The sequence below is a fragment of the Arcicella aquatica genome, assembly GCF_034928825.1.
GTDB classification, from domain to species: Bacteria; Bacteroidota; Bacteroidia; order Cytophagales; family Spirosomataceae; genus Arcicella; species Arcicella aquatica.
In genome coordinates, this window is sequence record NZ_JAYFUL010000011.1 from 125,390 (window position 1) to 151,040 (window position 25,651).

A 25,651-nucleotide genomic window follows, 5' to 3' on the forward strand; every position below is an offset into this window, starting at 1 on the left:
ATGATTGTTTCATTATCCAATTCCCAACCAACTGATTCATTTGGTATTTCATCAACTGAATTGCCACAAATGGTTGAACAAACTTTTATCTTTCGAGGTGATGAAGGAAATCCACTACTTGCCCCAAGAGGAGTTTGGTCAGTTGGTGATAAATTAATTGTGGCAGACACTGGACAAAATCGTGTTTTTATTTGGCAGAAAATTCCAAAAAATGAATATGAAAAACCCGATTTGGTTTTAGGGCAACTTGAAACGTACGAGACAGGGCGAAACTCAGGGCATCGAGTCAGTGCCAGTACCTTGCAATATCCTTCTGGCATTTGGTCGGATGGGCAAAAACTCATTATTGCAGACTCTTGGAATCATCGAGTTTTGATATGGAATACTTTTCCAACCACTCATGGGCAAAAAGCAGATTTGGTGTTGGGACAGCCAGATTTTGAATCGAATCTACCCAATATTAAAGGTATCGGCTCAAGTCCAACTTCGCAAAGTTTAAATTGGTGTTATGGCGTATTTTCAGATGGAGAAAAGTTATGGATTTGTGATACAGGAAACCGGCGAATTTTATATTACGAAAAAATACCAACTCAATCCTTTCAAAAAGCTGATGCTGTAATCGGGAAACCAAGTTTTGAAGAAAGAGATTACGAAAACCATGAACCTATTTGGCCTTACTCTGTAAGAGTTGCACCCAATGGACAAATGGCAGTTACTGACACCCAATACTACCGAACTTTGGTTTGGAATGATTGGCAAAATGCATTTTCAGAACCAGCAGACATCATTATCGGACAACCAGATTTTGATTCAAATGGACAAAATTTGTATAGCTTATTTCCCAAGCAAAACAGTCTTAATTGGGTGTATGATAGCTTTTTTTATAAAAATGGGATTTTTATAGCCGATACTGGTAATAGTAGATTACTCTGGTTTGAAACAATTCCGACTAAAAATGCTACGATGGCAGACAATCTTATTGGTCACGAAAATTTTAATATTGGTAGTGAAAATGCCAATACCCGCTACGGAACAGATAAACAATTATATTGGCCATTTTCGATATGTATCGTTCAAAATCAATTATTTGTGGCAGATACGGGCAATCATCGAATCATTATTTTCCAAATCTCATAAAATGGATATTACACCACTTCTTGCTTCCAGTATTATTGGGTTTTCTCATGCTTTTGAAGCCGACCATTTAGTGGCAGTTAGCAACATCGTTACTCGAAGAAATAATGTCTTGCTGGCTTTGAAAGATGGTATTTTTTGGGGGCTTGGACACACATCTACTATTTTATTAGTTGGTAGTATATTTATCTTGGGTAAATTTGCTTTCAACGAAAATTGCTTTCGTTATTTTGAAGCTTTTGTTGGATTCATGTTAATTGCTTTAGGATTATATCGTTTGCTAAAAATATCACAAAATGCAAAACGATACCATCATCATTCACCTCAAACCCACGACCATAAACTAGCTTATGGTGTAGGGTTAATACATGGTCTGGCTGGAAGTGGAGCCTTAATTTTAACGATTTTAACCACCATTCAAGGGTCTTTAAATGGTATTTTATATTTGATAATTTTTGGTTTGGGCTCTGTCATAGGTATGATGTTAGCAGCAGCTTTTTTTAGCGTGCCTTTCTCACAAAAATTAATGAATAATTCAATTATACGGCTCTTACTAACTATCTTTTCATCGGTATTGTGTATTGGTTTGGGATGTTTTGTAGTCTATAAAAACTTATAAAATGGAATATAATGAATCAGACTTTGTAGAATATGCTTTGAAAGAGACAAAAATTGCCATTCTTTCAAGAAACGCCCAATATTTTCAATTGGAAAACGGTTTTCAAATTGAAGTTGAAGGGCGAGATTTATACCGTCTTTCGCATGAAGGTTGGGTGATTTCACCCTTTAATGAAATTGGCAGTCTTTGCGAATTTCTCAGAAAAAGTATAGAAAAGCACCCGTAAATGAATAAAAATATGGAAACAAGAGAATTGTGGATTGTAGCTCTCTCAGAAAGTATCTCGAAACCAGGACATTATGCACTTATTTTGGAAGACACGCAAAGCAAAAGGCGTATCCCGCTTATCATCGGTGTCGGCGAAGCTCAAGCTATTGCCATAGCAATGGAAAAGATGCAACCTAGCCGCCCCCAGACCCACGATTTATTTCAAAATACCCTTCTAAAACTCAACGCATCTCTTTCCCATATTGTCATCAATCGTTTAGAAAAAGAAGTCTTTTATGCTAATATTATCGTCATTTCACCAAGCGAAACGTTCGAAATTGATGCCCGCCCCTCAGATGCAATTGCGCTTGCGGTGAGATTTGGTTGTGCCATTTATGCAACATCAGAGGTTATTGAAAATTCTGCGTATGATTTTGATGAAAAAACACGAGATAAAAGAGGGTCTTATGCCGAATATACAATGGCGGAATTAGAAGAATTGCTGGCAAAAATAATTAAAAAAGAGGATTATGAAAGTGCAGCAAGAGTGCGTGATGCCATTGAAAGGAGAAAGAAATAAATGGTCCATATTTTATCATACAGCTCATTAAGTGGTTATTTAATGTTCGTTGAAATTTATTGTTATGCAGCTATTTTTTGAGTTTGATGACTGTTTTTTGTCTTCGATTGTTAATCCTGACAACATTGGCTGTATATATACCAAAGAATAGCCAAATTAACTCAGTCTTTTGACTTCTTGCCTTTATTTCACGAAGTAAATAGTGTTTCTTTCTGTACCAAAACTTCCTGCATCGGCGATTCGAATTACTAGGAATACGAAGATAAACTTCATAGCAAGTAGTATCCATCAAAAGCACATTTTATCAGGAATTTCAGCTTCCCAGTTATTAATCATTACACTTTGGAATAGATTCAAATCTAAATAGATTCCCAAGTAAGACCTTATTCTAGCAACAAAAGCATTATCCTTAATTCTTTCATTATCAGAAAGTAAAACCCCACAGAACAACGGTCCGCCGTCGCGGCTGCATTGCCCAATTGGTGTGAAAACTCTCAAGTAATTTCTCATCGCTTAGTCCTGTATAATGCTTTAAGAATATCAAAGTAAAAAGACCCCTACAAGGCAACCATGAAGGTGCTTCAACAACTGTAGTTTTTTTTGGTAAAATCTTTTCAAGACAAGCTAATCATCTAGGCGTATCCATTGAAGTGGACATAATAAAGCAAAGATTACCTACAAATAATGGCTGTTTCACAGCAATAAAATTTGCCGAAACTAATCTCGGAATTTACGCTAAATTGAGTTCAGACCATCGGATTGATTTGTGCAGATACCAAGTAATGAGGACGAATCAATTTGATAGACTAGGGTGGAGAATCAAAAGGGAAATGCGGATTTAACAGATGCGGTAGAAATTGTCTTTATCAATAAAAGAGCGGGTTTAATCATGGACAGAAAAGCCTTTCAACGTCCTTTCAAGGATAGCGTTGAGTTAATTAATGCGGTACAAAAAATTTATTTAGCAACAGAAATCACGATTACATAAATACACTATTTAAGAAGATTTGCTCAAATTAAGGTAAAATTAAAATTCTCATAATCAGTGAACTACGTAATTTTTACTCAAAATTATATAATACTTAGTAGCATGAAACTCGTCAACTTTACATCGTGAAAATAATTTCACACAAAAAATCATAACAATGAAAACTAACGAGGAATTACAGAAAGATGTTCAAAATGCTATCAAATGGGAGCCTTTATTACACGCCGCTGAAATTGGCGTTTCAGTGAAAGATGGAGTGGTTACTTTATCTGGAACGCTAAAAAAACAGAGGTAGAAGATGCAGCAAAGAAAGTGAAAGGCGATAAAGCGGTGGTCAAGGACATATAAATAAAGTTCGCAAGCACATGGAAAAAACAAACTCTGAAATTGCAAACAAAGTTGTAAATGCCTTACAATTAGATTGGTTAGTTCCAAAAGAAAAAGTGAAGGTTGAAGGTGGCTGGGTTACTCTGGAAGGAGAATTGCCTTGGAATTATCAAAAAGATTCACCTAAAAAAACTGTAAGAAATTTGGAAGGTGTGAAGGGCGTAATGAACTATATCAACATCAAAAAATACAATACGGATGATGTTGAAAAATTGAACTACCAACAATTCAAAATTAAGCATTTTAGAAACCATTGAGGAATTTGATTATGCTTTAAGATTTAAAAATAACAAAACTAACTAATAAGAAAGATGAAAAACAAAAATTTTAATTTCTCATTTAAGTATTTTTTGATGATAATGATAGCAATTTCAATCAGCTCTTGTAGTAAAAAAATTGCTTTTTTAAATTCCTCCGTAGTGCCAGCGGCACGTGGAGATGTGCAGGTTCATAAGGACAAAAATATGAATTATGTTATCAATGTTCATATTTCAGAATTGGCAGAAGTGAGTAGGTTGAGTCCTCCGAGACAATTCTACATAATTTGGATGGTCACAGATCAGGATATTACAAAAAACATTGGAAAATTAAATAGTAAAATGGGGGGAATATCGCAACAATTAAATGCTTCATTCGAGACGGTTTCTGCCTTCAAACCAAACAAAATTTTTATAACCGCAGAAGACGATGCAAGCGTTCAATTTCCGAATTCACAAATTATACTCTCGACCGACAGCTTTTAAAATCCATCATCAAATACAGAAATTTGATGTGTTGGATAATTTGCACTTTGTCATTGCTGGAATTATCGTAATTGTTTGGGCAATAGGTTTTATTGGTATGGATATAAATTACAGTATTCACATTTTACTTATAATTGCTGCAAATTTGATTATGTTAGGGTTCATTCAACATCAAAAATTTAAGAAAACAATTTAACAAATAGATTATGAAATCAGGAAAAATATTAGTGGGCATACTGGCTGGAGCGGTCGGCGGGGCATTATTAGGTATCTTATTTTCACCTGAAAAAGGTTCAAGATTAAGAAGAAACATTAAGTATAAAAGTGAGGATTACGCTGATGAATTAAAAGATAAATTCAACGATTTTGTGGACTCTATTCCGAGTAGTTATAAAAAAGTTTGGCGTGATGCTGAAATGCTTTTTGATGAAGGAAAAGCGAAAAATAGGTTGGATACAAACAAGAAAGAAATAGCTTAATTCTTTAATAGGCTGTCCAAAAAGTATTTGGCGGCCTCTTTTTTTGACATTTCGGGTATTAATGATTAAATTAGGGGAAAAAAAGTCCTATGGCAAAGGCACTTTTCAAACAACTCTTAGCTTACTCTCCTGAGCTTTTCCCTGTCAATATTTTTGATAAGATTCCTGCCGACCATCCTGTAAGATTGGTTGAGATGGTTGTCAATGAATTGGATATAAACCCTATCATGAGCCATTACAAAGGGGTGGCACCACAGCCTACCATCCACGTATGCTGCTTAAAGTATTATTCTACAGCTATTTTAGCAATGTTTACTCCTGTCGGAAAATAGCTAAAGCTTTAGAAGAGAATATACATTTTATGTATATATCGAGAAATAGCACCCTCGATTTTAGGACAAGACAGTATAGGTAGTGTCATTTTTTAACTGATAATATTTTGATTGTATTGATATGCCCAAAGTTTAAAATGAAGATTGAGCATATACTCTTTTTTATAGAAAGATAATGTTTTACGAACAAATCGGCTGAATCTTTGCCTAATCGTATTGTTCAAGCGTTCAATATGACCTGTTTGACCTGTTTCCTTTCCGACTTTGGAATGAGTTTTACTTGGAATACAGTTATATGATTTGACTTGGCGTCCCCGTACAATTTAAAGAGGTTGGTCTACATTTTACAACAGACTCAAAAGTTGAATCAAATGAGCGAAGAATTCAGGCATTTTTTAAAGATTTCCATTTTGATTATCAACAAGTCGCTATTCTTTTAGTAATGTTTTTACCCAAAGGTAAATTAAGCCTCTCAATAGATAGAACTGAATGGGACTTTGGTAAATATCAGTGCAATATTCTTATGATAGTTGCTCGCCATGATGGAGTTGGAATTCCTATTTATTGGGATTTATTAGATAACAAAAGCGGGAATAGTAATATTGATAATAGGAAAGAACTGATTGGAAAAGTGATTTTGTTAATAGGAGTTGATAGGATTTTAGTTATTGTTGGAGACCGAGAGTTTATTGGGCATGAATGGATTAAATACTTGAAAAACAATAATATACCATTTTGTATGCGAATGCCAAAGAGCCATTTAATAACTTTGAAAAATACTGAAACTTACTCAGTATTTGTACTCTTATCAACTCAAACTGAGCGTTATTATCAAGATTGTATGATAGATGGTGTTTGGTGTAATATAATGCTAAAAAAGTTACCAGATGGCGATTTTCTAATTTTGGCAGGAAATCTTCCAGCTAAACAATTAGGAGGATTTTATCGAAGAAGATGGTCGATAGAAGTCTTTTTTCAAACTGTTAAAGGACGTGGATTTAACTTAGAAAATACACATCTAAAATCAAGTGACAAAATCAAGAAACTCTTAGTTTTTGTCAGTATAGCTGTTGGAATATGTGTAAATATTGGAAAATATCATCACAAAAAATTACAAAATATTAAAACTAAAAGACATGGGTATAAATCCAATAGCTTTTTCCGAAAGGGACTTGATATCTTGAGAGAAGGGTTTAGAAATATCAATCAAGGATTTTTGAAAATCTGGAAAGAGCTTTTGAATATATTTATTCGGTGGATTCAAATACAACTATCTCATTATCAATATTTAACAAAAAACATCGAGTAGAGTAAAGAAAAACAATAGACTATAGCAAAAAAATGACTCCTGAAATAATAAAGGAGCTGTCTTCGTGAGACAGCTCCTTTTTGTTTGATACACCCCATTTAGAAACGATAAACTTATCATAAAAAGTAAACAGTCGTCCTCAAATCGAACACTAACTGTACTATAAGCGTACACTTTTAAAATAATCAATAAATATTAAAATATTGATAATCAATTATTTATATTTTTTGGCATACTTCTGTTAATAGTATTAGCATGATTGAAAAAATGTAAATACAAACATTTAACCTCAACCTTTCAAAATAAATACTTTAAAATCTAAACAACAAAAAAATGAAAACTTTAGTAAAAACATTCGCAATCGCTTTATTGTCAGCAGTATCATTTATCAGCAATGCAACGACAGACAACAACGGAAATTTAAACGCTCAAAAAACTTTCGCAGTTGGGGTTTATCAAACGGTTAATACCATGAAAATGAATGTAATGGTAGAGAAACTAGCAGGAAAAAGCCTATCAGTGATTTTAAAAAGTGAATCGGGAGAGGTCTTACATGCTGAATATATTAGAAAAAATGATACGGCCTATCGCGGTAAGTTTGACCTTAGGGAATTAGAAGATGGTAAATACACGTTCGAAATCAGTGATGGAGAGTCTAAAATAGTTAAAAATGTACAAGTAGGAACGGTAAAACCACTGGCAAATACACCAGACCGTTTTATTTCTTTGAACTAAAAAGATTTGATTAACCATAGACCTATTGAAAATAAAAGGGTTGTTCGCATCAGAACAACCCTTTTTGCTTCCAATTAAAATTCTTTTTACTCCAACACCACAACCTGATTTTTAGGATACTTAACGCCATATCTTATCACGTGTTTTTTCTCTTGTTTGGCAGGAAGCTCATATTTCCAAGTAAGGATTTTACTTTCCTTGTCCATGGTTGCGTCTTTGTATTCTTGTTCTTCTACCGAAATGTCTTTGGTGGTAGAAATCGGGAACTGATCTTGAATAACGATGTTAATGCTTTGTTGCTTGTTATTTCTTATACTAATTTCGTATGCTCTGTTTTCCGTTTTATTATTGCTCAAAAACTGTTGGTTGCTAAACTGTTTTAGCTTTTTACGTTCAATAATAATTCCTTTATCTTTCCCTAACGAAATATTGAGCGTATCCTTCGCATGACGAACATCTAAAATAGATTTACCTAAATAGGCTCCTTCTAGGTAAAGATTTACTTCGCCTTCTAATAAATTAAGTTCTTGCCAGTCAATCAGTTTAGCTGTTAAGAATGCATCCTTTTCTAATTTAGGAACAGCAAAATATTCATACAAAGCAGGGACAGATTGATTTTTAATATCTACCGAATATACCTTGCCATCATTCAAAATGGTATAAGGCACTTCTATATCAAAAACTAGCGTAGTAGGCTGATACTTTTGTGTCGTTTCTAAAGGGGCGGCAGCAACTGAAGTTATGCTACCTGTTAGAGACATCTTACGCTGAGCTCCATATCCTACAACAACTACTTCATTTAGTTGTTGTGTATCTTCTTCCAAGGTTATATTAACAATCTTACTATTGATAAACGCCTCTTGCTTCTTATAGCCTATGTATGAAACCACTAAGGTTTGAGCATTCTCAGGAAGTTTCAAGGTATAATTGCCATTGGCATCAGAGGCTGTTCCAATACTAGTGCCTTTTACCATAATCTGGACTCCTGGCAAGCCCAAGCCTGTTCCTCTTTCGGTTACAGTTCCTCTTACCTCATTGCCATTTGAAAGGCCTTGCACCTTCGATTCCAGTGTTTCAGATAATTCATTTCTTGCCTGACCAAAATATAAGTACCAAGGTTTTAAACTTGGAGCAATTCCACTTTCAGTTGGGTCACCGTTAGAGATTGTCATTTTTACATCTTTCCAATCTTCCCCTGAGCTCTGATATACATTGGCTTTTAAAGATAAATCAATAGGGCTGCTAATATCTTTTACCCTTAAATCGTAAGTGGCATACCAACCCGCATTTTTTACAAAATAGCTTACATCAAAAGAAGCAGCTCCTTGTTCTTTGGCTGAAACAGTTACCAATACCTCGCTAGTGGCATAATCATTGGTTTGATTCAAGGCTTTTAATTGATAGTCTAACATGCGTATACTACTATCTATTTTCTGAATATTCCTTTCATGTTCTATCTGTTTCATCAATACCTCCGAAAGTCTATTTCTTTGAAAATCAACGGCTTCTTTTAAGTCGACTGTTTTTACGCCTGTGTTACTGCCACCGATAGACTGATTTTTAGTAAGCATCGTTTCCTCATTTTTGAAAACAGAAAACATACTTCTTTCGACACGTAATTTTGTTTTCAGACTTTCTTTTTGGTTTTCCAATACAGTGATTTCTTCTCTGCTTTTTTGTTCATTTAGGTAATTGCGTTGATGAATGACAGACAAAATAGTAAAGTTACCAAAGCCTTTTACTTGAATACTTTGTACGTCGATATTCGGAGAAATACCTGAAAAAACTAATTCTGATTTGCCTGCTACTAGATTCGTTTTAGCTTTTCTGCTGACTTGTGCTCCACTGGTGAAGACGGTGACTTTCTCGATTTTAGAACTAACTGTTTGTTTTTTGTTTTGAGCAAAAGCCATTTGCCCAAACACGATGATGCTTAAAAGGCAAAGTGAGATATTTCTTTTCATGTGATAGTTAACGGGTTTAATAATTAATGAGCTTAAAAAAGATTTGTAGACAACACTTCAAGTATTAGCATTTATATAAACAAATGTATGATAAGTTTAGTATTTAATACTACTAAAAATTTAGTTGATTAATGTTAACTATTCATTAATTCCTTTTCAGATGCTTTCAACACTAATAATCACACAGATTCCTAGCGTCCATAAATCCTAAAGTCATCAAATAAAAAGGGGCTAAAATAGTCTAATAGTAGGGTGAAAGTAAGCAAATGTTATTCATCCTTTGAATCGCATGGGAGTTCAGTATAAAAGGAGTAGAAATTGTATATATCTTCGCTTTTGCGAGTAGGATAAATCTTTTAATTTTTACTAGGCTCATTATGTTTAAAAAATTATTTCTTGTCTGTGCACTCGTTTTACCTGTTGGTTTATACGCACAGCAAACCACCAATAACGACCGTGCTTTTTGGTTACAGCATCTTGACCAACTAGCAAAACCCATCTTAAGTAGTCTGGCAAAGGATAGCCTTCGCATTGTGATGCCTCAGACGATGTCTAAATTTATCGACAATCCTAATACTCGAAAAGAAGTAGCCTATTTAGAAGCTTTTGCCCGACTAATGAGCGGTATTTCTCCGTGGTTAAATTTAGAAGGAGGTTCGGCTAAAGAAGTAGCCCTTAGAAATCAATATAGAAATTACGCTTTAAAAGCTATTGCCAACGCTGTAAACCCGAAAGCAAAAGATTATATGGCTTTTGAAAAAGGCGGACAACCACTCGTGGATGCATCTTTCTTGGCCTTGGCTTTAGTTAGAAGCCCGTGGTTATGGGAAAACCTTGATGCCCAAGCAAAAGAGAATGTTATAAAAGCATTTTTAGCTACCCGAAATGTTAAACCTGGTTTTTCAAACTGGATATTGTTTTCGGGCATGATAGAAACTTTTTTCTGTAAATATGGCTATCCTTGGGATAATTTACGGGTAGAATATTGCTTCCGTCAATTGGAACAATGGTATGTAGGAGATGGTGTTTATTCTGATGGACCGCCATATCATTGGGACTATTACAATAGCTACGTAATTCATCCCTATTTGGCGAATATGATTAAAGAATTAAGTCCTAAAACAAACCTTTTTAACTGGACTGCCGAGAAGCTTAAAACCAGAAATGAACGCTATGCTGTTATCCAAGAGAGATTAATCAACAACGATGGTTCTTTCCCAGTTACGGGGCGTTCTATTGTATATCGGGGAGCGGCCTTTCATCATTTAGCAGATATTGCTTGGCGTAAAGGTTTACCTAAAGAATTAAACCCTGCACAAGTGCGTAGTGCATTAACGGCTGTTATCAAAAAAACCACCGAAAGTCCAAGCACATTTACCAAAGATGGTTGGTTAGCTATCGGACTATACGGTGCTCAGCCTGATTTAGCAGATGTCTATATCACAACAGGAAGTTTATACATCTGTGCCAACATTTTATTGCCGTTAGGCTTACCCGAAACAGATGAGTTTTGGAGTAGCCCAGCAACCAAATGGACATCTCAAAAGGTATGGTCAGGCGAGTCCGTTTTAGGCGACCATGCCGTTGAATAAATTTGAATAGTATAAATCCTTGTTCATGAATTATAAAGTACTCATAACCGTAGCTTTTTGTAGCATTGTTTTTTTTGCCAAAGCACAAGACAATATTCAAACCGTTGAAGTAGGAGAAGGTTGGGCGAAGAATTCGGTCAATGCCGTAGTTTTCCGTAAAAATTCTTTAGTTTCTTTTAAGAATTATCAGTTTATAGCCTATTATGATGCCGATGCTTTTGTGGTACTTGGCAAGCGTAAGTTAGGACAAAAGAGCTGGGAATTACAAAAGGCAGCCTTTAAAGGGAATGCTAGTGATGCTCATAATTGTATTTCAATGATGGTAGATGGCGATGGCTATTTGCACTTATCTTGGGATCACCACAATAATGCCCTTCGGTATGCGGTTAGTCAAAAACCATTTTCCTTAGCGATGGGAGAGAAGCAAAGCATGACGGGACGTACAGAACAAAATGTTACGTATCCTGAATTCTACCGATTGCCCAATGGAAATCTCATGTTTCTTTATCGAAATGGTGCTTCTGGAAAAGGGAATTTAGTGATGAATCAGTATGATTTGAAAACTAAAAAATGGAATACCATCCAAGAAAACCTGATTGATGGCGAAGGAAGAAGGAATGCTTATTGGCAAGCCTGTTTAGACAAACAAGGAACAATACACCTTTCATGGGTATGGCGTGAAGGTGCTGATGTTGCCAGTAATCATGATATGGCTTATGCTCGTTCAAAAGACGGAGGCAAAACTTGGGAGACTTCACAAGGAGTACCTTATCAATTACCCATTACTGCTAACAATGCTGAATATGCTTGTAAAATTCCTCAAAAAAGTGAATTAATCAATCAGACGTCGATGGTAGCTGATGCCGAAGGGAATCCATACATTGCTACCTATTGGCGAGAAGCTAATGAGAGCGTGCCACAATACCATGTTATTTATTTAGCGAACAAACAATGGCAAGTAAGCAACCTTGGTTTTAGAAAAACGCCTTTTAGTTTAAGCGGAGTGGGTACGAAGCGTATCCCTATTGCCAGACCACAGATTTTAGCGTGGTCATCTAAACAAAATACATTATCCGCAATGCTCATTTTCAGAGATGCTGAAAGAGACGATAAAGTATCTACGGCTTTATGTACTAATCTTGCCGAAGGAAAGTGGATATTGAAGGATATTAGCGAAGCCTCTGTAGGCTCATGGGAACCTACTTATGATACCGAACTTTGGCAAACTAAAGGAGATTTACACCTTTTTGTAGAGAAAGTAGACCAAGCTGATGGCGAAGGAAAAGTAAACAATCCTCCCCAAAAAGTACAGGTATTAGAATGGAAGGCATTAAAAAAAAGCAGTAAATAAAGGTTTTAAGGACGAAACAAGGATTAATAAACCATATATTACAATCACAAAACTATGAAACATTTTTTTAGCATTGCTATCAATACCGTAATGATATGTTTGATTAGCGTGTCGTTATCGACAGCACAAACAACCAAGGCTCATCCTAGTAGAGCAATTTTGCTAAAAACAATCAAGCAAAACTTTGAAGATGCGGGTAAGCAATATAAAGTATTGATAAAAAATCTTCCTCCAGATAAATTCCCTAAAACCTATTTCCCTAAAACAGGTAAATACGAATTCAGTGGTTCTGAGTGGTGGTGTAGTGGTTTTTATCCAGGGTCATTATTGTATATCTATCAACAAACAAAGGACGAGGCTTTGTTAAAAGAAAACAATAGGATTTTAGGGGTATTAGAAAAAGAGAAATTTAATAAAACCACACACGATTTGGGTTTTATGATGTATTGCAGTTTTGGCAATGCAAAAGATATTGCTCCTAAACCTGAATACAAAGATATTTTGATTCAAAGTGCGAAATCTTTGTCAACACGTTTTAATCCGACGGTGGGTTGTATTAAATCATGGGATTCAAAAAAAGGAGACTTTCTGGTAATTATTGATAACATGATGAACCTTGAATTACTTTTCTGGGCAACCAAAGTAACAGGGGATTCTAGTTACTATAAAATTGCGGTGACTCATGCAAACACGACGATGAAAAATCATTTCCGTGCTGACTATAGTTCATATCACGTGATTAACTATAATTCGGAAACTGGAGCAGTACAACAGAAAAAAACAGCACAAGGCTATGCAGATGAATCTGCTTGGGCGAGAGGTCAGGCTTGGGGACTTTACGGTTATACAGTGATGTATCGTGAAACTAAAAATCCGATTTATTTAGAACAGGCTAAAAAGATTGCGAACTTTATTTTGACGCATCCTAATTTACCTACAGACAAAATTCCTTATTGGGATTTTAACGCTCCTAATATTCCAACTGCCCTACGTGATGCTTCTGCGGCATCTGTAATGGCTTCGGCATTATTAGAATTAAGCGGATATGTGGATAAAAATTTAAAGAAAACGTATATCAAAGATGCTGAAACAATGATTTATTCATTATCAAATGCACCATATAAAGCAGCTATCGGAACAAATGGTGGATTTTTAATTGAGCATTGTGTGGGACATATCCCTCAAGGTACTGAAGTTGACGTACCTTTGACCTATGCTGATTATTATTATTTGGAAGCGATGAAACGTTATAAGGAATTGAAGAAATAAAGCACAAATATAATAACAAATGAAAGCCTAGTAAATGTATAATTATTGCATACATCTACTAGGCTTTAAGCACTAAACCACTAAAAATATGACCCAAAGAATATTCTTACTATCAAGCATCTTCTTATTGTGTTTACAATTAACGCAAGCGCAAAAATCTGTCAATAATAACCCTGTTATTCCAGACCTGATAGCCGACCCTAGTATTATTCAGGTTGGAGATACTTTTTATTGTTATGCCACTACCGATGGCTACAACAAAGGTCTGGCTACTGCTGGTCCCCCTGTACTTTGGTCGTCTAAAGATTTAAAGACTTGGTCTTTCAAAGGGTTTTATTTTCCAGCTGCCGAAAAACAATTGTTCTGGGCACCCAGCTATCCTGTAAAAGTAAAAGACAAATATTATTATTACCCTACTGTAAATCATGATATTTATGTAGCAGTGGCAGACTCGCCAGCAGGGCCTTTTAGCTTAGCAAAGGGAGATTTCTCTAAAGCCAATGCGGCACCATTGTTAAAGATGGATGCTCCCAAAGGCACGAAAGGGATTGATGCAGAAGTATTTATTGATGATGACCAAAAGCCGTATCTTTTTTGGGCACAGCGTGGAGCAGGACGATTGAATCCTGATATGGTTAGTTTAGACACCACATCGATTGTTAAATTGCCTACCAAAAGAGGGGGATATTCAGAAGGCCCAATTTTCTTCAAACGAAAAGGCATTTACTATTATCTCTATACTCTAAGCGGACACGAAAACTATGTGTATGCTTATCAATATAGTAAAGTATCACCCTTCGGGCCATTCATTTATCCAGAAGAAGACATTATCGCTAAAACAGATGTGAAAGAACAAATCTATGGACCAGGTCATGGTAATGTATTTCATATCAAAGATGATTATTACTTTACCTATTTAGAATTTGGGCGGTCGAGTACGAACAGACAAGTATGGATTGATAAAATGGAGTTTAATGAAGATGGAACGATTAAGCCTATCCAATTAACGAATAAAGGCGTCGATCCATTTCCTAATCTAGTGAAGAAAGGAATTGATATTCAACACGCTGAGGCATCATCTACGTTAGCAGATTATAAAGTGCCTTATGTAAAAGACAAAAGCATTAATAGAACCGAAACCTATTTGCCACAAAATGCCCTTGATGGAGCAAATGGTACTAGATGGATGGCGAGTACTAACGATAGTACAGCAACTTTTACAGTAAATTTAGGGAAGAAAACAGCCATCAAAAAGGTTGAATCTTATTTTGTAAAGCCCACGGCTGGGCATGCCTATGTATTAGAGTATTCGATAGATAATAAAAGTTGGAAACCTTATGGAGGTCACCCAGATGTTAAAATACAGTCGCCACACATCGACGAACGCAGCGTAAAAGCACAATACCTAAGATTAACCTTCTTGAAAGGAACGGCAGGATTGTGGGAATTTAGAGTATTCTAACTTAGAAGAATCAATATAGGCTAGCATCTGATTAGCCTATGTTGATTTGAAGGTAATTATTCAGGCTTTGAGTTTCTCTTCCTAATTTCGGAAGGATTGTAATTCATTTTCTTTTTAAAGATTCGTGAAAAATAAAATTCAGATTCAAAACCACATTGATAGGCTACTTCCGCAAGTGTAAGATGTGAATCTTGAATAAGTAGTTCGGCTTTTCTGAGTTTCAATAATAAATGATATTGATTGGGGGATGTGCCTAATACTTCCTTGAAGGTTTTTCTAAACCAAACATAACCTAGATTGTTACTTTGTGCCAACTGTTCGAAATCAATATTACTGTTCCATTTCTGGTGAATCTCATTCCTGATTTGGTCTATTATATCCTCTTTTCTTGATTTTTTTTGGTTTGATAATAACACCGAAGTATAAACAATACCCAGTAATTGAATGAGCAAAAAAGAAGAAAGCTTTAAATAAGATTCCTCGCGTACCTCAACGATTTTGATAAACCTTGAAAACGTCTCTAAAAATTCGGTATTGAAACCTACTTTAATAATGGGTTTTTGTGCATTAAAACATTCTTGTTCGAGCAGATATTTGGCATAAGCACCCGAAAACCCCACCCAATATTCTTCCCAACCTGTATTTTCTTCAGGTCGGAAACGATGCCAAACATCAGGATATAATAGAATTATAGTGCCAGCATCAATCTTTTGAGGGGGTAAACCGCTACTTTCAAAATAGCCTTCGCCTTTAGGTATATAGATAATTTGGTATTCCTTTAAACTTCTACCTTTTTCCCATTCAAAATAATAATCGTCGGGATGCTGACCATCTGGATAGGGCTTATTACTTGGATGTATATTATGCCCAAGGTTCAAGACATTGATACCTAGATTTTCAGCAGACGTATCTGTAGGGAAAGTGAAATATTTACGGAAGAGCTTCATATTAAAAACAGACAAGCGGAAGTCAAAAAAAGTGTATTAGAAGGCAGGAATAAATACTATTTATTTGATAAATAATTATATATTATCTTTTTTTGATTAGTTTTACGCCTTAATAAACATTTGCAATATAGATAAGTTGATAAGTAAGTTTGTCCTAAATAGGAGTTTTTATTTACAATTCTCTAGAAACCATGAAGAAAAATCATAAAAGTTAGAGTAGTTTTTTACGATAACTCTTTTATGATTGATACTAGGTGTAGAAGGTTCTAACCAATCTATTCAAGACAATTTTCTTATCTTTGTTAGAAATGAAAGTGGATGAAGAAAACATAAAACCCTTAATTGAAGGCTCTTTAGATGCCAAGGCAACTAACCTTTGGCTAAAAATAAAGGCGGGAGACGAAAGTGCTTATGAAGAATTAATGATCTATTTTTATAAAATACTCTTCAATTATGGCGTTCGTTTAGTACCAGAGGAAGATTATGTAAAAGACTGTATCCAAGATGTTTTCTTAGAAATTTGGCTTCGTCGATCTACACTTGGTGATACAGATTATGTGAAGTATTATCTGTTGAAATCATTGAGAAGACGAATTTTCAGAGAATACAAAAAATGGTTTTCGCAACAAGAAGAGGCATCAGACGATTATAATTTTATTGTTGATTTTTCAATAGAAGCACAGTTAATAGAACAAGAAAGTACGACAGAACAAGTAGAAAAAATAGAGATGCTCTTGAACAAATTACCCAAACGACAAAAAGAGGTGGTTTATTTAAAGTTCTATCAAAACCTAAATAATGAACAAATCTCCGAAGTATTAGGAGTAAACCGTCAGTCAGTTTATAATTTACTATACGAAGCGCTACGCAAACTTCGTAATGAATGGACGGGAGAATATATAAATCTTCTTGTTCTGCTATCCACTTGGTATTCAATCAAGTAACATTCCTCTCATTTAGTAATATTCAATAATCTCTTTGTTTTTTAGCATAATTATAAATTTTTATAAAAAAATTATAATTATTACAGTAGATACCGATAGCTCCTTGCATATTATTATTAAAACATAGGCTCTAAGCTTTAATAATAATATAATGAAAGACTATCAGAATTTTGAAATAGAAGATTTTTTGTTGGATGAAAATTTCGTACAATGGGTTAAATCTCCTAATGCTGAAAATAAAATATTTTGGGAACAATGGATTGTCTCAAACCCTGCCAAGGCTAGTACTGCCATGGAAGCTAAGGATATCATCAAGGCCATCAAAGTAAAACCCTTTAAAGAGATTTCTTCTTCAAAGGTTGAAAGCCATGTGCAGGATATTATGGAAGAAATCCATCAGATTAAAGTCCAAGAAAATGAGGTAACAAACAACACAGTATATTCTTTTAGTAGATGGATAAAAATCGCCGCCGTGCTTGCTGTTGCCATAGGAATATCGTGGGTTTTTTATCATCAAAATGATTTAGGTAAAACACCTATTTATGAAGAACTTACAGCATCGTCTAACATGCCATTAATAGAACAAGTAAACAATAATGAAAAACCCATTTATGTGAATTTGAGCGATGGTAGTAAAATTACACTTTATAAAAATAGTAGGCTGAGTTACCCATCAGTATTTAAAGGGAATAATCGAGAGGTTTATTTGATGGGTGATGCTTTCTTTAACATTGCTAAAAATCCCAACAAACCTTTTTTGGTGCACGCAGGTACAATTGTAACGAAAGTACTAGGTACCAGCTTTTATGTAAAAGCACCAACTGTGGGTAATAACATAGATGTAGAAGTAATAACAGGTAAAGTGTCCGTTTTTGAAAAAGATACTAAACCAAATAGTGGAGTGGTTTTGTCACCTAATCATAAAGTTACGTTTTATGATGGACAACATCATTTTGTAACAGGGTTGATTGATAATCCACAACCACAAGGTGAGAAAGATAATGTGTTTGAATTTAAAGATACGCCATTATCAGAAGTACTAGCTAAACTTTCTAATGTTTATGGTATTCGAATAGACGTAGATAATGAAAAACTTTACGATTGTCCGCTTACTGCTGATTTTACGACACAATCTTTACATGCCAAACTTGAAATAATTTGTGCAACAATCAATGGCAGTTATGAGACGAAAGGAACGGTAATTTTAATAAGCGGAAGAGGGTGTGGAGACTAATATAAACCAAAACATAAATAGAAATTAAACATATATAGGATGAAAAAATAAAAAATCATTTTAAAAAAAGTAAGGCTGACAATGTTCGCACCATTGCCAGCCCGAATGCTCCCCGTATGGAGCTTACCTACACTTTTAGAAAGTGATAGGCTGAATTTGTCATGCTTACAAAAACAATTAACAAATCAACCAAAAATATGCAAAAAATTCGACAAACCAGTGGTTTCCTACTGCTTGCTATGAAAATATCGGTTATTCAACTTGCCTTATCATTAGTTTTTACAAGTTTTTCGTATGGAATTGATACGAAGGCTCAGGAGTTTCTTAATAAATCTATTACGCTAAACGCTTCTAATCAAAAGCTAATAGATATTTTGGAACAAATAGAAGACCAGACGAAAGTGAAATTTATTTATAGCTCAAAGGCTATTCAGGTAAATCGTAAAGTTAGTTATGTTACTAAGCAACAACGCCTTTCTGAAGTGTTAGTAGGGCTTTTAAGTCCATTAAATCTTAAGTATAAAGTGATAGAAGGCCAAATTATCCTTAGTGATAACATCTCATCAAGTCTGCCCCCAAACGGAGAATACATTGAGTTTCCCTTACCTGTTGACAAAATAATTAAAGGAAAAGTGACCGATTCAGAGAAAGGTGATGCGATGCCAGGAGTTAGTGTTTTTGTGAAAGGAACACAGAGAGGAACAAATACTGATGCGGATGGGAATTACAGTATATCAGTACCCGAAGGTTCAGATGTACTACTTTTCAGCTTTGTTGGTTATGAAAAAAAGGAGGTTTCAATCGGTAATCGTATAGTGATAGACGTTAGCCTTAAAGTAGATGTGAGATCATTAGATGAGGTGGTAGTTGTAGGATATGGAACACAGAAAAAAGTAACTTTAACAGGTTCGGTATCAGAGGTAAAAGGTTCAGAAATTGTAAAAAGTCCACAACCCAATTTATCCAACTCATTAGCAGGTCGTTTTTCAGGATTTGTTGCTAATAATAGGGGCGGAGAACCTGGTTATGATGGGTCAAGTTATACGATAAGAGGTTTTGCTTCTACAGGAAATAATGATGTATTGATTGTGGTTGATGGAGTGCCAGGACAAATAGGCGGATTAGAGCGTCTTGATCCAAACGATGTTGAAAGTATTTCAATTTTGAAAGATGCCTCAGCAGCTGTTTATGGTAGTAGAGCTGCCAATGGAGTAATTTTAGTAACTACAAAAAAAGGAGGAACAGGAAAACCAACCATTTCTTATAGTTTCAACCAAGGCTTTAGTTCCCCAACAAGACTACCAAAATTGGCGGATGCTCCTACTTATGCCACTATTCTGAACGAGATTGATTATTATAATAATCCAGCAGGGGGCATGAACCAACATTATAGTGCTGACGAAATTACAAAATTTAGTAATGGTTCAGACCCAATCAATTATCCAAATACTAACTGGCAGAAAGAAGCATTAAAGAGTATGGTGCTTCAGAACCAGCATAGTTTAAGTATCAATGGAGGTACTGAAAATACCAAGTATTACTTATCGCTTGGAACAATCTATCAAGACGGTTTGTATAAAAATGGGGTAACAAACTATAGTCAATATAACTTTAGATCTAATGTAGAGGCTAATATTACTGATAACTTCAAAGTAAGTTTATCATTAGCGGGTCGTCAAGAAGACCGCCAATATCCTACCCAAGGTGCTGGCAATATTTTCCGTTCTATTTACAGAGCATACCCAACAGTAGTATCGGTTTATCCAAATGGATTACCGTCAACAGGAGTTGAAAATAGTAATCCTGTTGTTTTGGGTACGGATGTTGGAGGGATTAATAGAAATCCAACCACGGTTTTCAATGGTATTCTAAGAGCTAGCTATACACTTCCTTTTGTAAAGGGTTTGTCTATCGACGGATTCTATTCAGCTGATAGATCTTATAATTTTTCTAAATCATTCAGCACGCCTTATCCGTTGTATTCTTACGACAAATCGAGTAATACTTATAATAGAGTAATTACTGGCGGTTCTGCAGGATTAGCAAGCTTGACAGAATCACAAGTAAATACTGCTTCAATGGTCGAAAACATCAAGTTGAATTATAATTTACATACAGGAAAACACAATCTTAGTACTTTTGTAGCTTACGAACAGAGCAAAAATACACAAGAAACTTTTGGTGCTTCTAGAATCAATTATCCTACAGTGGCTACTCCAGAATTATCGCAAGGTGGTGCGGCTGCAACAGATAAAAACAACTATGGAAGTAGCTATAAATTTACTAGAAAAAGTTATATCAGTAGAATTGCCTATAATTTCAGCGAGAAGTATTTGGCAGAAGTACAAATGCGTGTAGATGGTTCGTCTATTTTCCCAGAAGGAAAGCAGTATGGTTTTTTCCCTTCTATTTCAGCAGGCTGGAGAATCTCGGAAGAGCAATGGTTTAAGGTTAAAGCTATTGATGATTTAAAACTAAGAGCTTCCTATGGTTCTTTAGGTAACGATAATGTTGGACAGTTCCAGTATTATAATAATTATTCATTCAATAATACTTATGTTATTGGAGCGAATACTATTCATTCAGGTATTGATTTAACAAAATTAGCCAACCCAGATATTACTTGGGAGACTGCTAAAAAAATGGACTTAGGTTTAAACACTGTATTATTCAAGAATATTTCTTTAGAATTTATCTATTTCCAACAACAACGTTCTAATATTCTTGCAACTCGTAATGCTTCTATTCCAAATGTTTCAGGTATTGTAAACCCATACGGATCAGGAACGTTGGTACCAGATGAAAACATTGGTAAAATAAACAATAGTGGTTTTGAAACAAGTATTGGTTATAGCCATATTGGCGAGTTCAGATATAATATTTCTGCCAATTTCACTTATGCAAAAAGTAAGGTGATTTTTATTGACGAAGCCGCAGGAGCTTTATCATACCAACGTCAGACAGGTCGCCCACTTTATACTTATCAATTATATAATGCGATTGGTATTTTCAGAACACAAGCAGATTTAGATAAGTATCCTCATGTTTCGGGTACGCAACTGGGCGATTTAATCATGGAAGATTATAATAAAGATGGTAAAATTACTGCTGATGACCAAGTTAGAACAGAATATGGCAACGTTCCTCAAATTACTTATGGGGTAGTATTTAATTCTGGCTATAAAAATTTCGATATGTCATTTGTTCTTTCTGGACAAACGAATGTAAGTCAATATGTTTTACCAGAGTCAGGTCAAGTTGGTAATTTTTATAGCAGTTGGGCAGATAATCGTTGGAGTCCAAGTAACCCAAATGGCACTTATCCAAGAGTAGATACTAGAGCATCATCATCAATTAATGGTGGTTTATACAACAGTACTTTCTGGCTGAATGATGCTTCTTTTATCCGTTTGAAAAATGTTGAAATAGGCTATACTCTTCCAAAGTCGTTGTTAAGCAAGTTAAAAATTAAGCAGGTTCGTGTGTATGCAAATGCGTTTAACCTTCTTACGATTACAGGTGTAAAAGACTATGATCCAGAAGGAAATAGTAATAGTGGGCAGTTTTATCCGCAGCAGAGAATTATCAATCTCGGTGTAAATGTTAAGTTTTAATATTTAAAATTAATGAACATGAAATCTAAAAATATAATTGTTATATCATTCATTATTACGGGAATTTTGCTTTCTGTTAATGCTTGTAAAACCGATTTTCTAAATATAGTTCCTACAGATAGAGTTTCTGACGCTTCAATCCTTTCAGATTCTTCTTTATTTGAATCTTACGTTATCAATCGCTATTTGGGCGTGCGTCTGACAGACAAAGAAGCAGAAGGTACACCTCCAGGATTCGGCAGAGGTTTTGAATATGCCATGTGGTCATCAGTAACAGATGAATCTATTTATAACAATGATGACAATACGTGGCTTATCCAAAGAGGGCAATTAGCCCCCGAAAACACAGGGATTGCAGGTACAATTTGGGGTAGAAGTTATCGTAGTATTCGTGAAATTAATTATGCATTGAGTAATATAGATAAAGTTCCGATGAGCGTTCCGCAAAAGAATCGCTTGAAAGGAGAATTGAAGTTTATAAGAGCTTTTCGATATCAGGACTTAATCCGTAATTACGGAGGTGTTGTATTGATGAAAGATAAAGTACTTGAATTAGGAGAAGATTTAGCTAATGCAGATATTTATACTAAGTCATCAATTAAAGATTGTATAGACTATGCGGTAGCCGAATTAGATGAAGCAAGTAACCTTTTACCAGTAAGTAATGGTAATACTTGGCAATTAGGGCGTGCAACAAAAGGGGCAGCATTAGCGCTTAAATCACGATTGTTATTGTATGCTGCTAGTCCGTTGTATAATGGTGGAACTTGGCAGGCAGCCGCAAAAGCTGCCAAAGATGTAATAGACATGGGGAAGTATAGTCTTTTTACGAATGGATACGATAAACTATTTTTAACAGCAGAAAATAATCCTGAAATTATCTATGAACGTCTATATACTCAGGGTGCTCGCCATGTATGTTTAGAAATCTCAAATGCACCTAATAGCTTTGGAGGATGGGGAGGCAATGTACCACTTCAGAACATGGTAGATGCTTATGAAATGGATAATGGCAAGCCTATTACAGACCCAACTTCTGGCTATAATACACAAGCACCTTATTTGCACCGTGACCCACGTTTTTATATGACAGTTCTCTATAATGATGCCCCTTATAGAACCAATACAGTTCAGTCTTTTATTCCTGGGGGAAAAGATAGTAAAGATGGACCATCTAACTGGAATACGTCAAAAACTGGATATTATCTGAAAAAATACATGAATGATAATTTGCCTATAGATAACCCTTGGGATATTGCAGGTACACAGCCTTGGATTTATTTTAGATATGCTGAAATTCTTTTAAACTATGCTGAAGCTCAAAATGAAGCGTCTGGTCCTGACCAAACAGTTTATGATGCAATTAATAGCATCAGACGCAGACCAAGTGTAAATATGCCAGCATTGCCGACAGGTTTAACACAGGTTCAGATGCGTGAAATTATTCGCCGTGAACGTCAGGTAGAATTGGCTTTCGAAGAACATCGCTTTTATGATGTACGTCGTTGGAAAGTGGCTAATGTTACAGAGAACGTTCCTGCTTATGGAATAGAGGTAACAAAGAATGGTAGTACTGTTACCTATAGTAAAAAAGAGGCATTATCAGGACGTCATTTTGAGGAAAAAAATTACTTCCTTCCAATACCAAGAGCTGAAATTCAAGCTTCAAATGGTAAATTGAGTCAAACAAGCGGGTACTAATTTTAGTAAAATACCTTCTATTCAATTGTTTTCTTACTTGAATAGAAGGTATTTTTGTTTTAAAGAAACTAAACGAATAATAACGCTAAACAAATGAGCTTGAAATCAAACAGAAACCTCCAAACACTATTTAAAATGAGAAGGATGATTATTTGTCCATTGCTAGTTTCCATATTAAGCTGTTCAAAAGCACAGGTTGTACCAGATAATGTAAAACCAATTGCTGAAAATAAGAAAAGGAATATTAATATTGATGCCAATAAAACGTATCAAAAGATAGAACATTTTGGAGCTTCTGATGCATGGTCATGTCAATTTGTGGGTAATTGGCCAGATGCAAGCAGAAATGGTATCGCAGATTTATTGTTCAGCCAAGATACTAGTAGTAATGGGCAACCCAGAGGTATTGGTTTGTCTCTTTGGCGATTCAACATTGGTGCAGGAAGTGCAGCAAAAGGGGATAACAGTGGTATTAATGACGAATGGAGAAGGGCAGAGTCTTTTTTAAATGACGATGGTACGTATCAATGGGATAGACAAGCTGGTCAGATATGGTTTTTGAATGCAGCCAAACAGCGTAAGGTTGACCAATTTTTAGCTTTTACAAATTCCCCACCTATACAGTTTACTGTTAATAAAAAAGCCTTTGCTACTGCTGGTAAATCAAACCTTAGTGCAGATAACTTTGATGCTTTTTCTAGTTTCTTGACTACCGTTATTAAAGGCGTTAAAGACAAAACAGGTATTACGTTTAACTACATAAGTCCGGTGAATGAACCGCAATGGGAGTGGAGTGACGGAGGACAAGAAGGAACACCTTTCAAAAACGATGAAATAGCAGGAATAACGCGTTCGCTTAGTGCAAGTTTATTAAAAGAAAACCTTTCTACAAAGATTAATATAGCAGAAGCTGGGCAACTAGAATTTTTATATTCAGCCAATAACAATGTTGCTAAAGGAAATCAAATTGTCGATTTTTTTAATCAAACTTCACCAAACTATGTAGGGAACCTGCCTAATGTAGAAAAGGCAATTTCAGGACATAGTTATTTTACAAGCTCTCCTTTTATACAAGCTCGTGATAAAAGAAAACTATTGTCGGATAGGGTTGCGGAGATACCTTCGCTAAAATATTGGATGTCGGAATATTGTATTCTGGGTGATAATGCTGGTGAAATGAATGGAAATAAAAAAGACCTAGGCATAGACCCTGCTTTGTATATAGCAAGAACAATCCATAATGATTTAGTGAGTGGTAATGCTACAGCTTGGCACTGGTGGATAGCCATATCTCCTTATGATTATAAAGATGGACTAGTTTATATTGATAAAGCCAAATCAGGAGGCAGTTTTAGTGCTAGCAAAATGTTATGGAGTTTTGGCAATTTTAGTAGATTTATACGACCCAATGCAGAACGAATTGCGGCTGATATTGAAAATGATGATACACAAAACCTATTGTTAGTTTCTTCTTATAAAGACCTTGCCAATAAGCAGCTTATCACCGTAATCATCAATGCTGATATTAATCCTGTTGATGTAACGCTTTCAGTAAAGAACGTAAAAGTTAGCACTGTTAAAGCTTATATTACATCTAAAGATGCTGATTTAAAACCACAAGTAGCTACCAAAATCAATCAAGTTATTACCATTCCAGCTCGTGCCATCACTACTTTAGTGAGTACATTTGATTAATAAAAATAATGTAGTATAAAAACGGAACAATTTGTGTTTTTGCGGAGCTAGCCTACTTTATTTGTAGCAAGCACCATGAGTAGATAGCTGTCCTCGCTAAATCTTTTGAATAATTTGTAGCTTAAGTGATATACTGTAGTCTCTCTGAGTTCGCTTTACATAATTTGTTTCTTGGTTCATAAGAAAGTTTTTTGTGTATCACAATTTTAGAATAAGCTATAATATTTATCCCCTAGCGAGTGATTCAAGTCCTACTGATTACCCATAAGTATTGATGTTATATATTTCTTTAATAGTTTGAAATTTTTGGAATCCTCTCCACAGTGTAACACATCCCAAGGGTCTGTTTTTCTGTAAAAGACTTC

Annotated in this window: 23 protein-coding genes and 2 pseudogenes; 22 read left to right on the plus strand and 3 right to left on the minus strand. The window is 35.2% G+C overall.

What is annotated here, in order from left to right:
• Genes VB264_RS09295 through VB264_RS09310 form a run of 4 tightly spaced genes read left to right on the plus strand, consistent with a single transcriptional unit; the run spans window position 1 to window position 2,540 of the window.
• Window positions 1-1,137 carry an NHL repeat-containing protein gene (locus VB264_RS09295; RefSeq protein ID WP_323248736.1) on the plus strand — a complete coding sequence of 379 codons (1,137 nt, stop codon included), beginning with the start codon at window positions 1-3 and terminating at the stop codon, window positions 1,135-1,137.
• Window position 1,138: 1 nt separating this feature from the next.
• Complete coding sequence (locus VB264_RS09300) at window positions 1,139-1,753, plus strand: urease accessory protein UreH domain-containing protein (RefSeq protein ID WP_323248738.1); 615 nt, start codon at window positions 1,139-1,141, stop codon at window positions 1,751-1,753.
• A 1-nt stretch (window position 1,754) separates the two neighbouring features.
• Window positions 1,755-1,979: a hypothetical protein gene (locus VB264_RS09305; protein WP_323248740.1), complete on the plus strand. Its 225-nt coding sequence runs from the start codon at window positions 1,755-1,757 to the stop codon at window positions 1,977-1,979.
• Between the two features lie 12 nt (window positions 1,980-1,991).
• A complete protein-coding gene (locus tag VB264_RS09310; protein ID WP_323248742.1) occupies window positions 1,992-2,540 on the plus strand; it encodes a bifunctional nuclease family protein in 549 nt (182 codons plus the stop codon).
• A 288-nt stretch (window positions 2,541-2,828) separates the two neighbouring features.
• Here VB264_RS09310 and VB264_RS09315 read toward each other — a convergent pair whose 3' ends face one another.
• Window positions 2,829-3,050, minus strand: a complete 222-nt coding sequence (locus VB264_RS09315) for a hypothetical protein (RefSeq protein WP_323248744.1) — start codon at window positions 3,048-3,050, stop codon at window positions 2,829-2,831.
• A 301-nt stretch (window positions 3,051-3,351) separates the two neighbouring features.
• On the opposite strand from VB264_RS09315, the gene VB264_RS09320 reads away from it, so the two are divergent.
• From VB264_RS09320 to VB264_RS09365, 9 genes and pseudogenes are all read left to right on the plus strand, one after another.
• The gene (locus VB264_RS09320; RefSeq protein ID WP_323248746.1) at window positions 3,352-3,528 is read left to right on the plus strand and encodes a hypothetical protein; all 177 of its coding nucleotides are present in this window, start codon (window positions 3,352-3,354) and stop codon (window positions 3,526-3,528) included.
• A 157-nt stretch (window positions 3,529-3,685) separates the two neighbouring features.
• On the plus strand, window positions 3,686-3,823 hold the full coding sequence (locus tag VB264_RS09325; RefSeq protein ID WP_323248748.1) for a BON domain-containing protein: 138 nt from the start codon (window positions 3,686-3,688) through the stop codon (window positions 3,821-3,823).
• A 70-nt stretch (window positions 3,824-3,893) separates the two neighbouring features.
• Window positions 3,894-4,172: a BON domain-containing protein gene (locus VB264_RS09330; protein ID WP_323248749.1), complete on the plus strand. Its 279-nt coding sequence runs from the start codon at window positions 3,894-3,896 to the stop codon at window positions 4,170-4,172.
• Between the two features lie 54 nt (window positions 4,173-4,226).
• The gene (locus VB264_RS09335; protein ID WP_323248751.1) at window positions 4,227-4,658 is read left to right on the plus strand and encodes a hypothetical protein; all 432 of its coding nucleotides are present in this window, start codon (window positions 4,227-4,229) and stop codon (window positions 4,656-4,658) included.
• On the plus strand, window positions 4,603-4,854 hold the full coding sequence (locus VB264_RS09340) for a DUF5670 family protein (protein WP_323248753.1): 252 nt from the start codon (window positions 4,603-4,605) through the stop codon (window positions 4,852-4,854). Before VB264_RS09335 ends, VB264_RS09340 begins: the two co-directional genes overlap by 56 nt.
• 10 nt (window positions 4,855-4,864) lie before the next feature.
• Window positions 4,865-5,137, plus strand: coding sequence for a YtxH domain-containing protein (locus tag VB264_RS09345; protein WP_323248755.1), 273 nt, complete (start codon window positions 4,865-4,867; stop codon window positions 5,135-5,137).
• Between the two features lie 89 nt (window positions 5,138-5,226).
• Window positions 5,227-5,537 (plus strand): annotated as a pseudogene (locus VB264_RS09350) (transposase); the annotation flags it as partial.
• A gap of 263 nt (window positions 5,538-5,800) precedes the next feature.
• A pseudogene (locus VB264_RS09360) lies at window positions 5,801-6,778 on the plus strand (IS4 family transposase); the annotation flags it as partial.
• Between the two features lie 333 nt (window positions 6,779-7,111).
• On the plus strand, window positions 7,112-7,513 hold the full coding sequence (locus tag VB264_RS09365; RefSeq protein WP_323248757.1) for a hypothetical protein: 402 nt from the start codon (window positions 7,112-7,114) through the stop codon (window positions 7,511-7,513).
• Window positions 7,514-7,599: 86 nt separating this feature from the next.
• On the opposite strand, the gene VB264_RS09370 is transcribed toward VB264_RS09365, so the two are convergent.
• A complete protein-coding gene (locus VB264_RS09370) occupies window positions 7,600-9,477 on the minus strand; it encodes a DUF4139 domain-containing protein (RefSeq protein ID WP_323248760.1) in 1,878 nt (625 codons plus the stop codon).
• A gap of 377 nt (window positions 9,478-9,854) precedes the next feature.
• On the opposite strand from VB264_RS09370, the gene VB264_RS09375 reads away from it, so the two are divergent.
• From VB264_RS09375 to VB264_RS09390, 4 genes are all read left to right on the plus strand, one after another.
• On the plus strand, window positions 9,855-11,069 hold the full coding sequence (locus VB264_RS09375; protein WP_323248762.1) for a DUF2264 domain-containing protein: 1,215 nt from the start codon (window positions 9,855-9,857) through the stop codon (window positions 11,067-11,069).
• A gap of 25 nt (window positions 11,070-11,094) precedes the next feature.
• Window positions 11,095-12,420, plus strand: a complete 1,326-nt coding sequence (locus VB264_RS09380) for a BNR repeat-containing protein (protein WP_323248764.1) — start codon at window positions 11,095-11,097, stop codon at window positions 12,418-12,420.
• A 54-nt stretch (window positions 12,421-12,474) separates the two neighbouring features.
• Entirely contained in the window at window positions 12,475-13,689 is a 1,215-nt protein-coding gene (locus VB264_RS09385; protein WP_323248766.1) for a glycoside hydrolase family 88 protein, read from the plus strand.
• A gap of 88 nt (window positions 13,690-13,777) precedes the next feature.
• On the plus strand, window positions 13,778-15,151 hold the full coding sequence (locus VB264_RS09390) for a family 43 glycosylhydrolase (RefSeq protein WP_323248768.1): 1,374 nt from the start codon (window positions 13,778-13,780) through the stop codon (window positions 15,149-15,151).
• Between the two features lie 56 nt (window positions 15,152-15,207).
• On the opposite strand, the gene VB264_RS09395 is transcribed toward VB264_RS09390, so the two are convergent.
• Window positions 15,208-16,098 (minus strand): AraC family transcriptional regulator, encoded by an 891-nt coding sequence (locus tag VB264_RS09395; RefSeq protein WP_323248770.1) that lies wholly within the window; start codon window positions 16,096-16,098, stop codon window positions 15,208-15,210.
• Window positions 16,099-16,406: 308 nt separating this feature from the next.
• On the opposite strand from VB264_RS09395, the gene VB264_RS09400 reads away from it, so the two are divergent.
• The 5 genes from VB264_RS09400 (at window position 16,407) to VB264_RS09420 (ending at window position 25,286) form a co-directional block, all read left to right on the plus strand.
• Window positions 16,407-17,042, plus strand: a complete 636-nt coding sequence (locus tag VB264_RS09400; RefSeq protein ID WP_309918389.1) for an RNA polymerase sigma factor — start codon at window positions 16,407-16,409, stop codon at window positions 17,040-17,042.
• Between the two features lie 151 nt (window positions 17,043-17,193).
• Window positions 17,194-18,276: a FecR family protein gene (locus VB264_RS09405; protein ID WP_323248772.1), complete on the plus strand. Its 1,083-nt coding sequence runs from the start codon at window positions 17,194-17,196 to the stop codon at window positions 18,274-18,276.
• 197 nt (window positions 18,277-18,473) lie between these two features.
• On the plus strand, window positions 18,474-21,890 hold the full coding sequence (locus VB264_RS09410; protein WP_323248774.1) for a TonB-dependent receptor: 3,417 nt from the start codon (window positions 18,474-18,476) through the stop codon (window positions 21,888-21,890).
• An 18-nt stretch (window positions 21,891-21,908) separates the two neighbouring features.
• Window positions 21,909-23,591, plus strand: coding sequence for a RagB/SusD family nutrient uptake outer membrane protein (locus tag VB264_RS09415; RefSeq protein WP_323248776.1), 1,683 nt, complete (start codon window positions 21,909-21,911; stop codon window positions 23,589-23,591).
• 135 nt (window positions 23,592-23,726) lie between these two features.
• Window positions 23,727-25,286 carry a glycoside hydrolase gene (locus tag VB264_RS09420; protein WP_323248778.1) on the plus strand — a complete coding sequence of 520 codons (1,560 nt, stop codon included), beginning with the start codon at window positions 23,727-23,729 and terminating at the stop codon, window positions 25,284-25,286.
• Window positions 25,287-25,651: the final 365 nt, after the last annotated feature.

Bases quoted from the DNA above. Each gene is read 5' to 3' on its own strand.
- VB264_RS09295 (WP_323248736.1), top strand. From the start codon at position 1: ATGATTGTTTCATTATCCAATTCCCAACCAACTGATTCATTTGGTATT.
- VB264_RS09300 (WP_323248738.1), top strand. From the start codon at position 1,139: ATGGATATTACACCACTTCTTGCTTCCAGTATTATTGGGTTTTCTCAT.
- VB264_RS09305 (WP_323248740.1), top strand. From the start codon at position 1,755: ATGGAATATAATGAATCAGACTTTGTAGAATATGCTTTGAAAGAGACA.
- VB264_RS09310 (WP_323248742.1), top strand. From the start codon at position 1,992: ATGGAAACAAGAGAATTGTGGATTGTAGCTCTCTCAGAAAGTATCTCG.
- VB264_RS09315 (WP_323248744.1), bottom strand. From the start codon at position 3,050: ATGAGAAATTACTTGAGAGTTTTCACACCAATTGGGCAATGCAGCCGC.
- VB264_RS09325 (WP_323248748.1), top strand. From the start codon at position 3,686: ATGAAAACTAACGAGGAATTACAGAAAGATGTTCAAAATGCTATCAAA.
- VB264_RS09330 (WP_323248749.1), top strand. From the start codon at position 3,894: ATGGAAAAAACAAACTCTGAAATTGCAAACAAAGTTGTAAATGCCTTA.
- VB264_RS09335 (WP_323248751.1), top strand. From the start codon at position 4,227: ATGAAAAACAAAAATTTTAATTTCTCATTTAAGTATTTTTTGATGATA.
- VB264_RS09340 (WP_323248753.1), top strand. From the start codon at position 4,603: ATGCAAGCGTTCAATTTCCGAATTCACAAATTATACTCTCGACCGACA.
- VB264_RS09345 (WP_323248755.1), top strand. From the start codon at position 4,865: ATGAAATCAGGAAAAATATTAGTGGGCATACTGGCTGGAGCGGTCGGC.
- VB264_RS09365 (WP_323248757.1), top strand. From the start codon at position 7,112: ATGAAAACTTTAGTAAAAACATTCGCAATCGCTTTATTGTCAGCAGTA.
- VB264_RS09370 (WP_323248760.1), bottom strand. From the start codon at position 9,477: ATGAAAAGAAATATCTCACTTTGCCTTTTAAGCATCATCGTGTTTGGG.
- VB264_RS09375 (WP_323248762.1), top strand. From the start codon at position 9,855: ATGTTTAAAAAATTATTTCTTGTCTGTGCACTCGTTTTACCTGTTGGT.
- VB264_RS09380 (WP_323248764.1), top strand. From the start codon at position 11,095: ATGAATTATAAAGTACTCATAACCGTAGCTTTTTGTAGCATTGTTTTT.
- VB264_RS09385 (WP_323248766.1), top strand. From the start codon at position 12,475: ATGAAACATTTTTTTAGCATTGCTATCAATACCGTAATGATATGTTTG.
- VB264_RS09390 (WP_323248768.1), top strand. From the start codon at position 13,778: ATGACCCAAAGAATATTCTTACTATCAAGCATCTTCTTATTGTGTTTA.
- VB264_RS09395 (WP_323248770.1), bottom strand. From the start codon at position 16,098: ATGAAGCTCTTCCGTAAATATTTCACTTTCCCTACAGATACGTCTGCT.
- VB264_RS09400 (WP_309918389.1), top strand. From the start codon at position 16,407: ATGAAAGTGGATGAAGAAAACATAAAACCCTTAATTGAAGGCTCTTTA.
- VB264_RS09405 (WP_323248772.1), top strand. From the start codon at position 17,194: ATGAAAGACTATCAGAATTTTGAAATAGAAGATTTTTTGTTGGATGAA.
- VB264_RS09410 (WP_323248774.1), top strand. From the start codon at position 18,474: ATGCAAAAAATTCGACAAACCAGTGGTTTCCTACTGCTTGCTATGAAA.
- VB264_RS09415 (WP_323248776.1), top strand. From the start codon at position 21,909: ATGAAATCTAAAAATATAATTGTTATATCATTCATTATTACGGGAATT.
- VB264_RS09420 (WP_323248778.1), top strand. From the start codon at position 23,727: ATGAGAAGGATGATTATTTGTCCATTGCTAGTTTCCATATTAAGCTGT.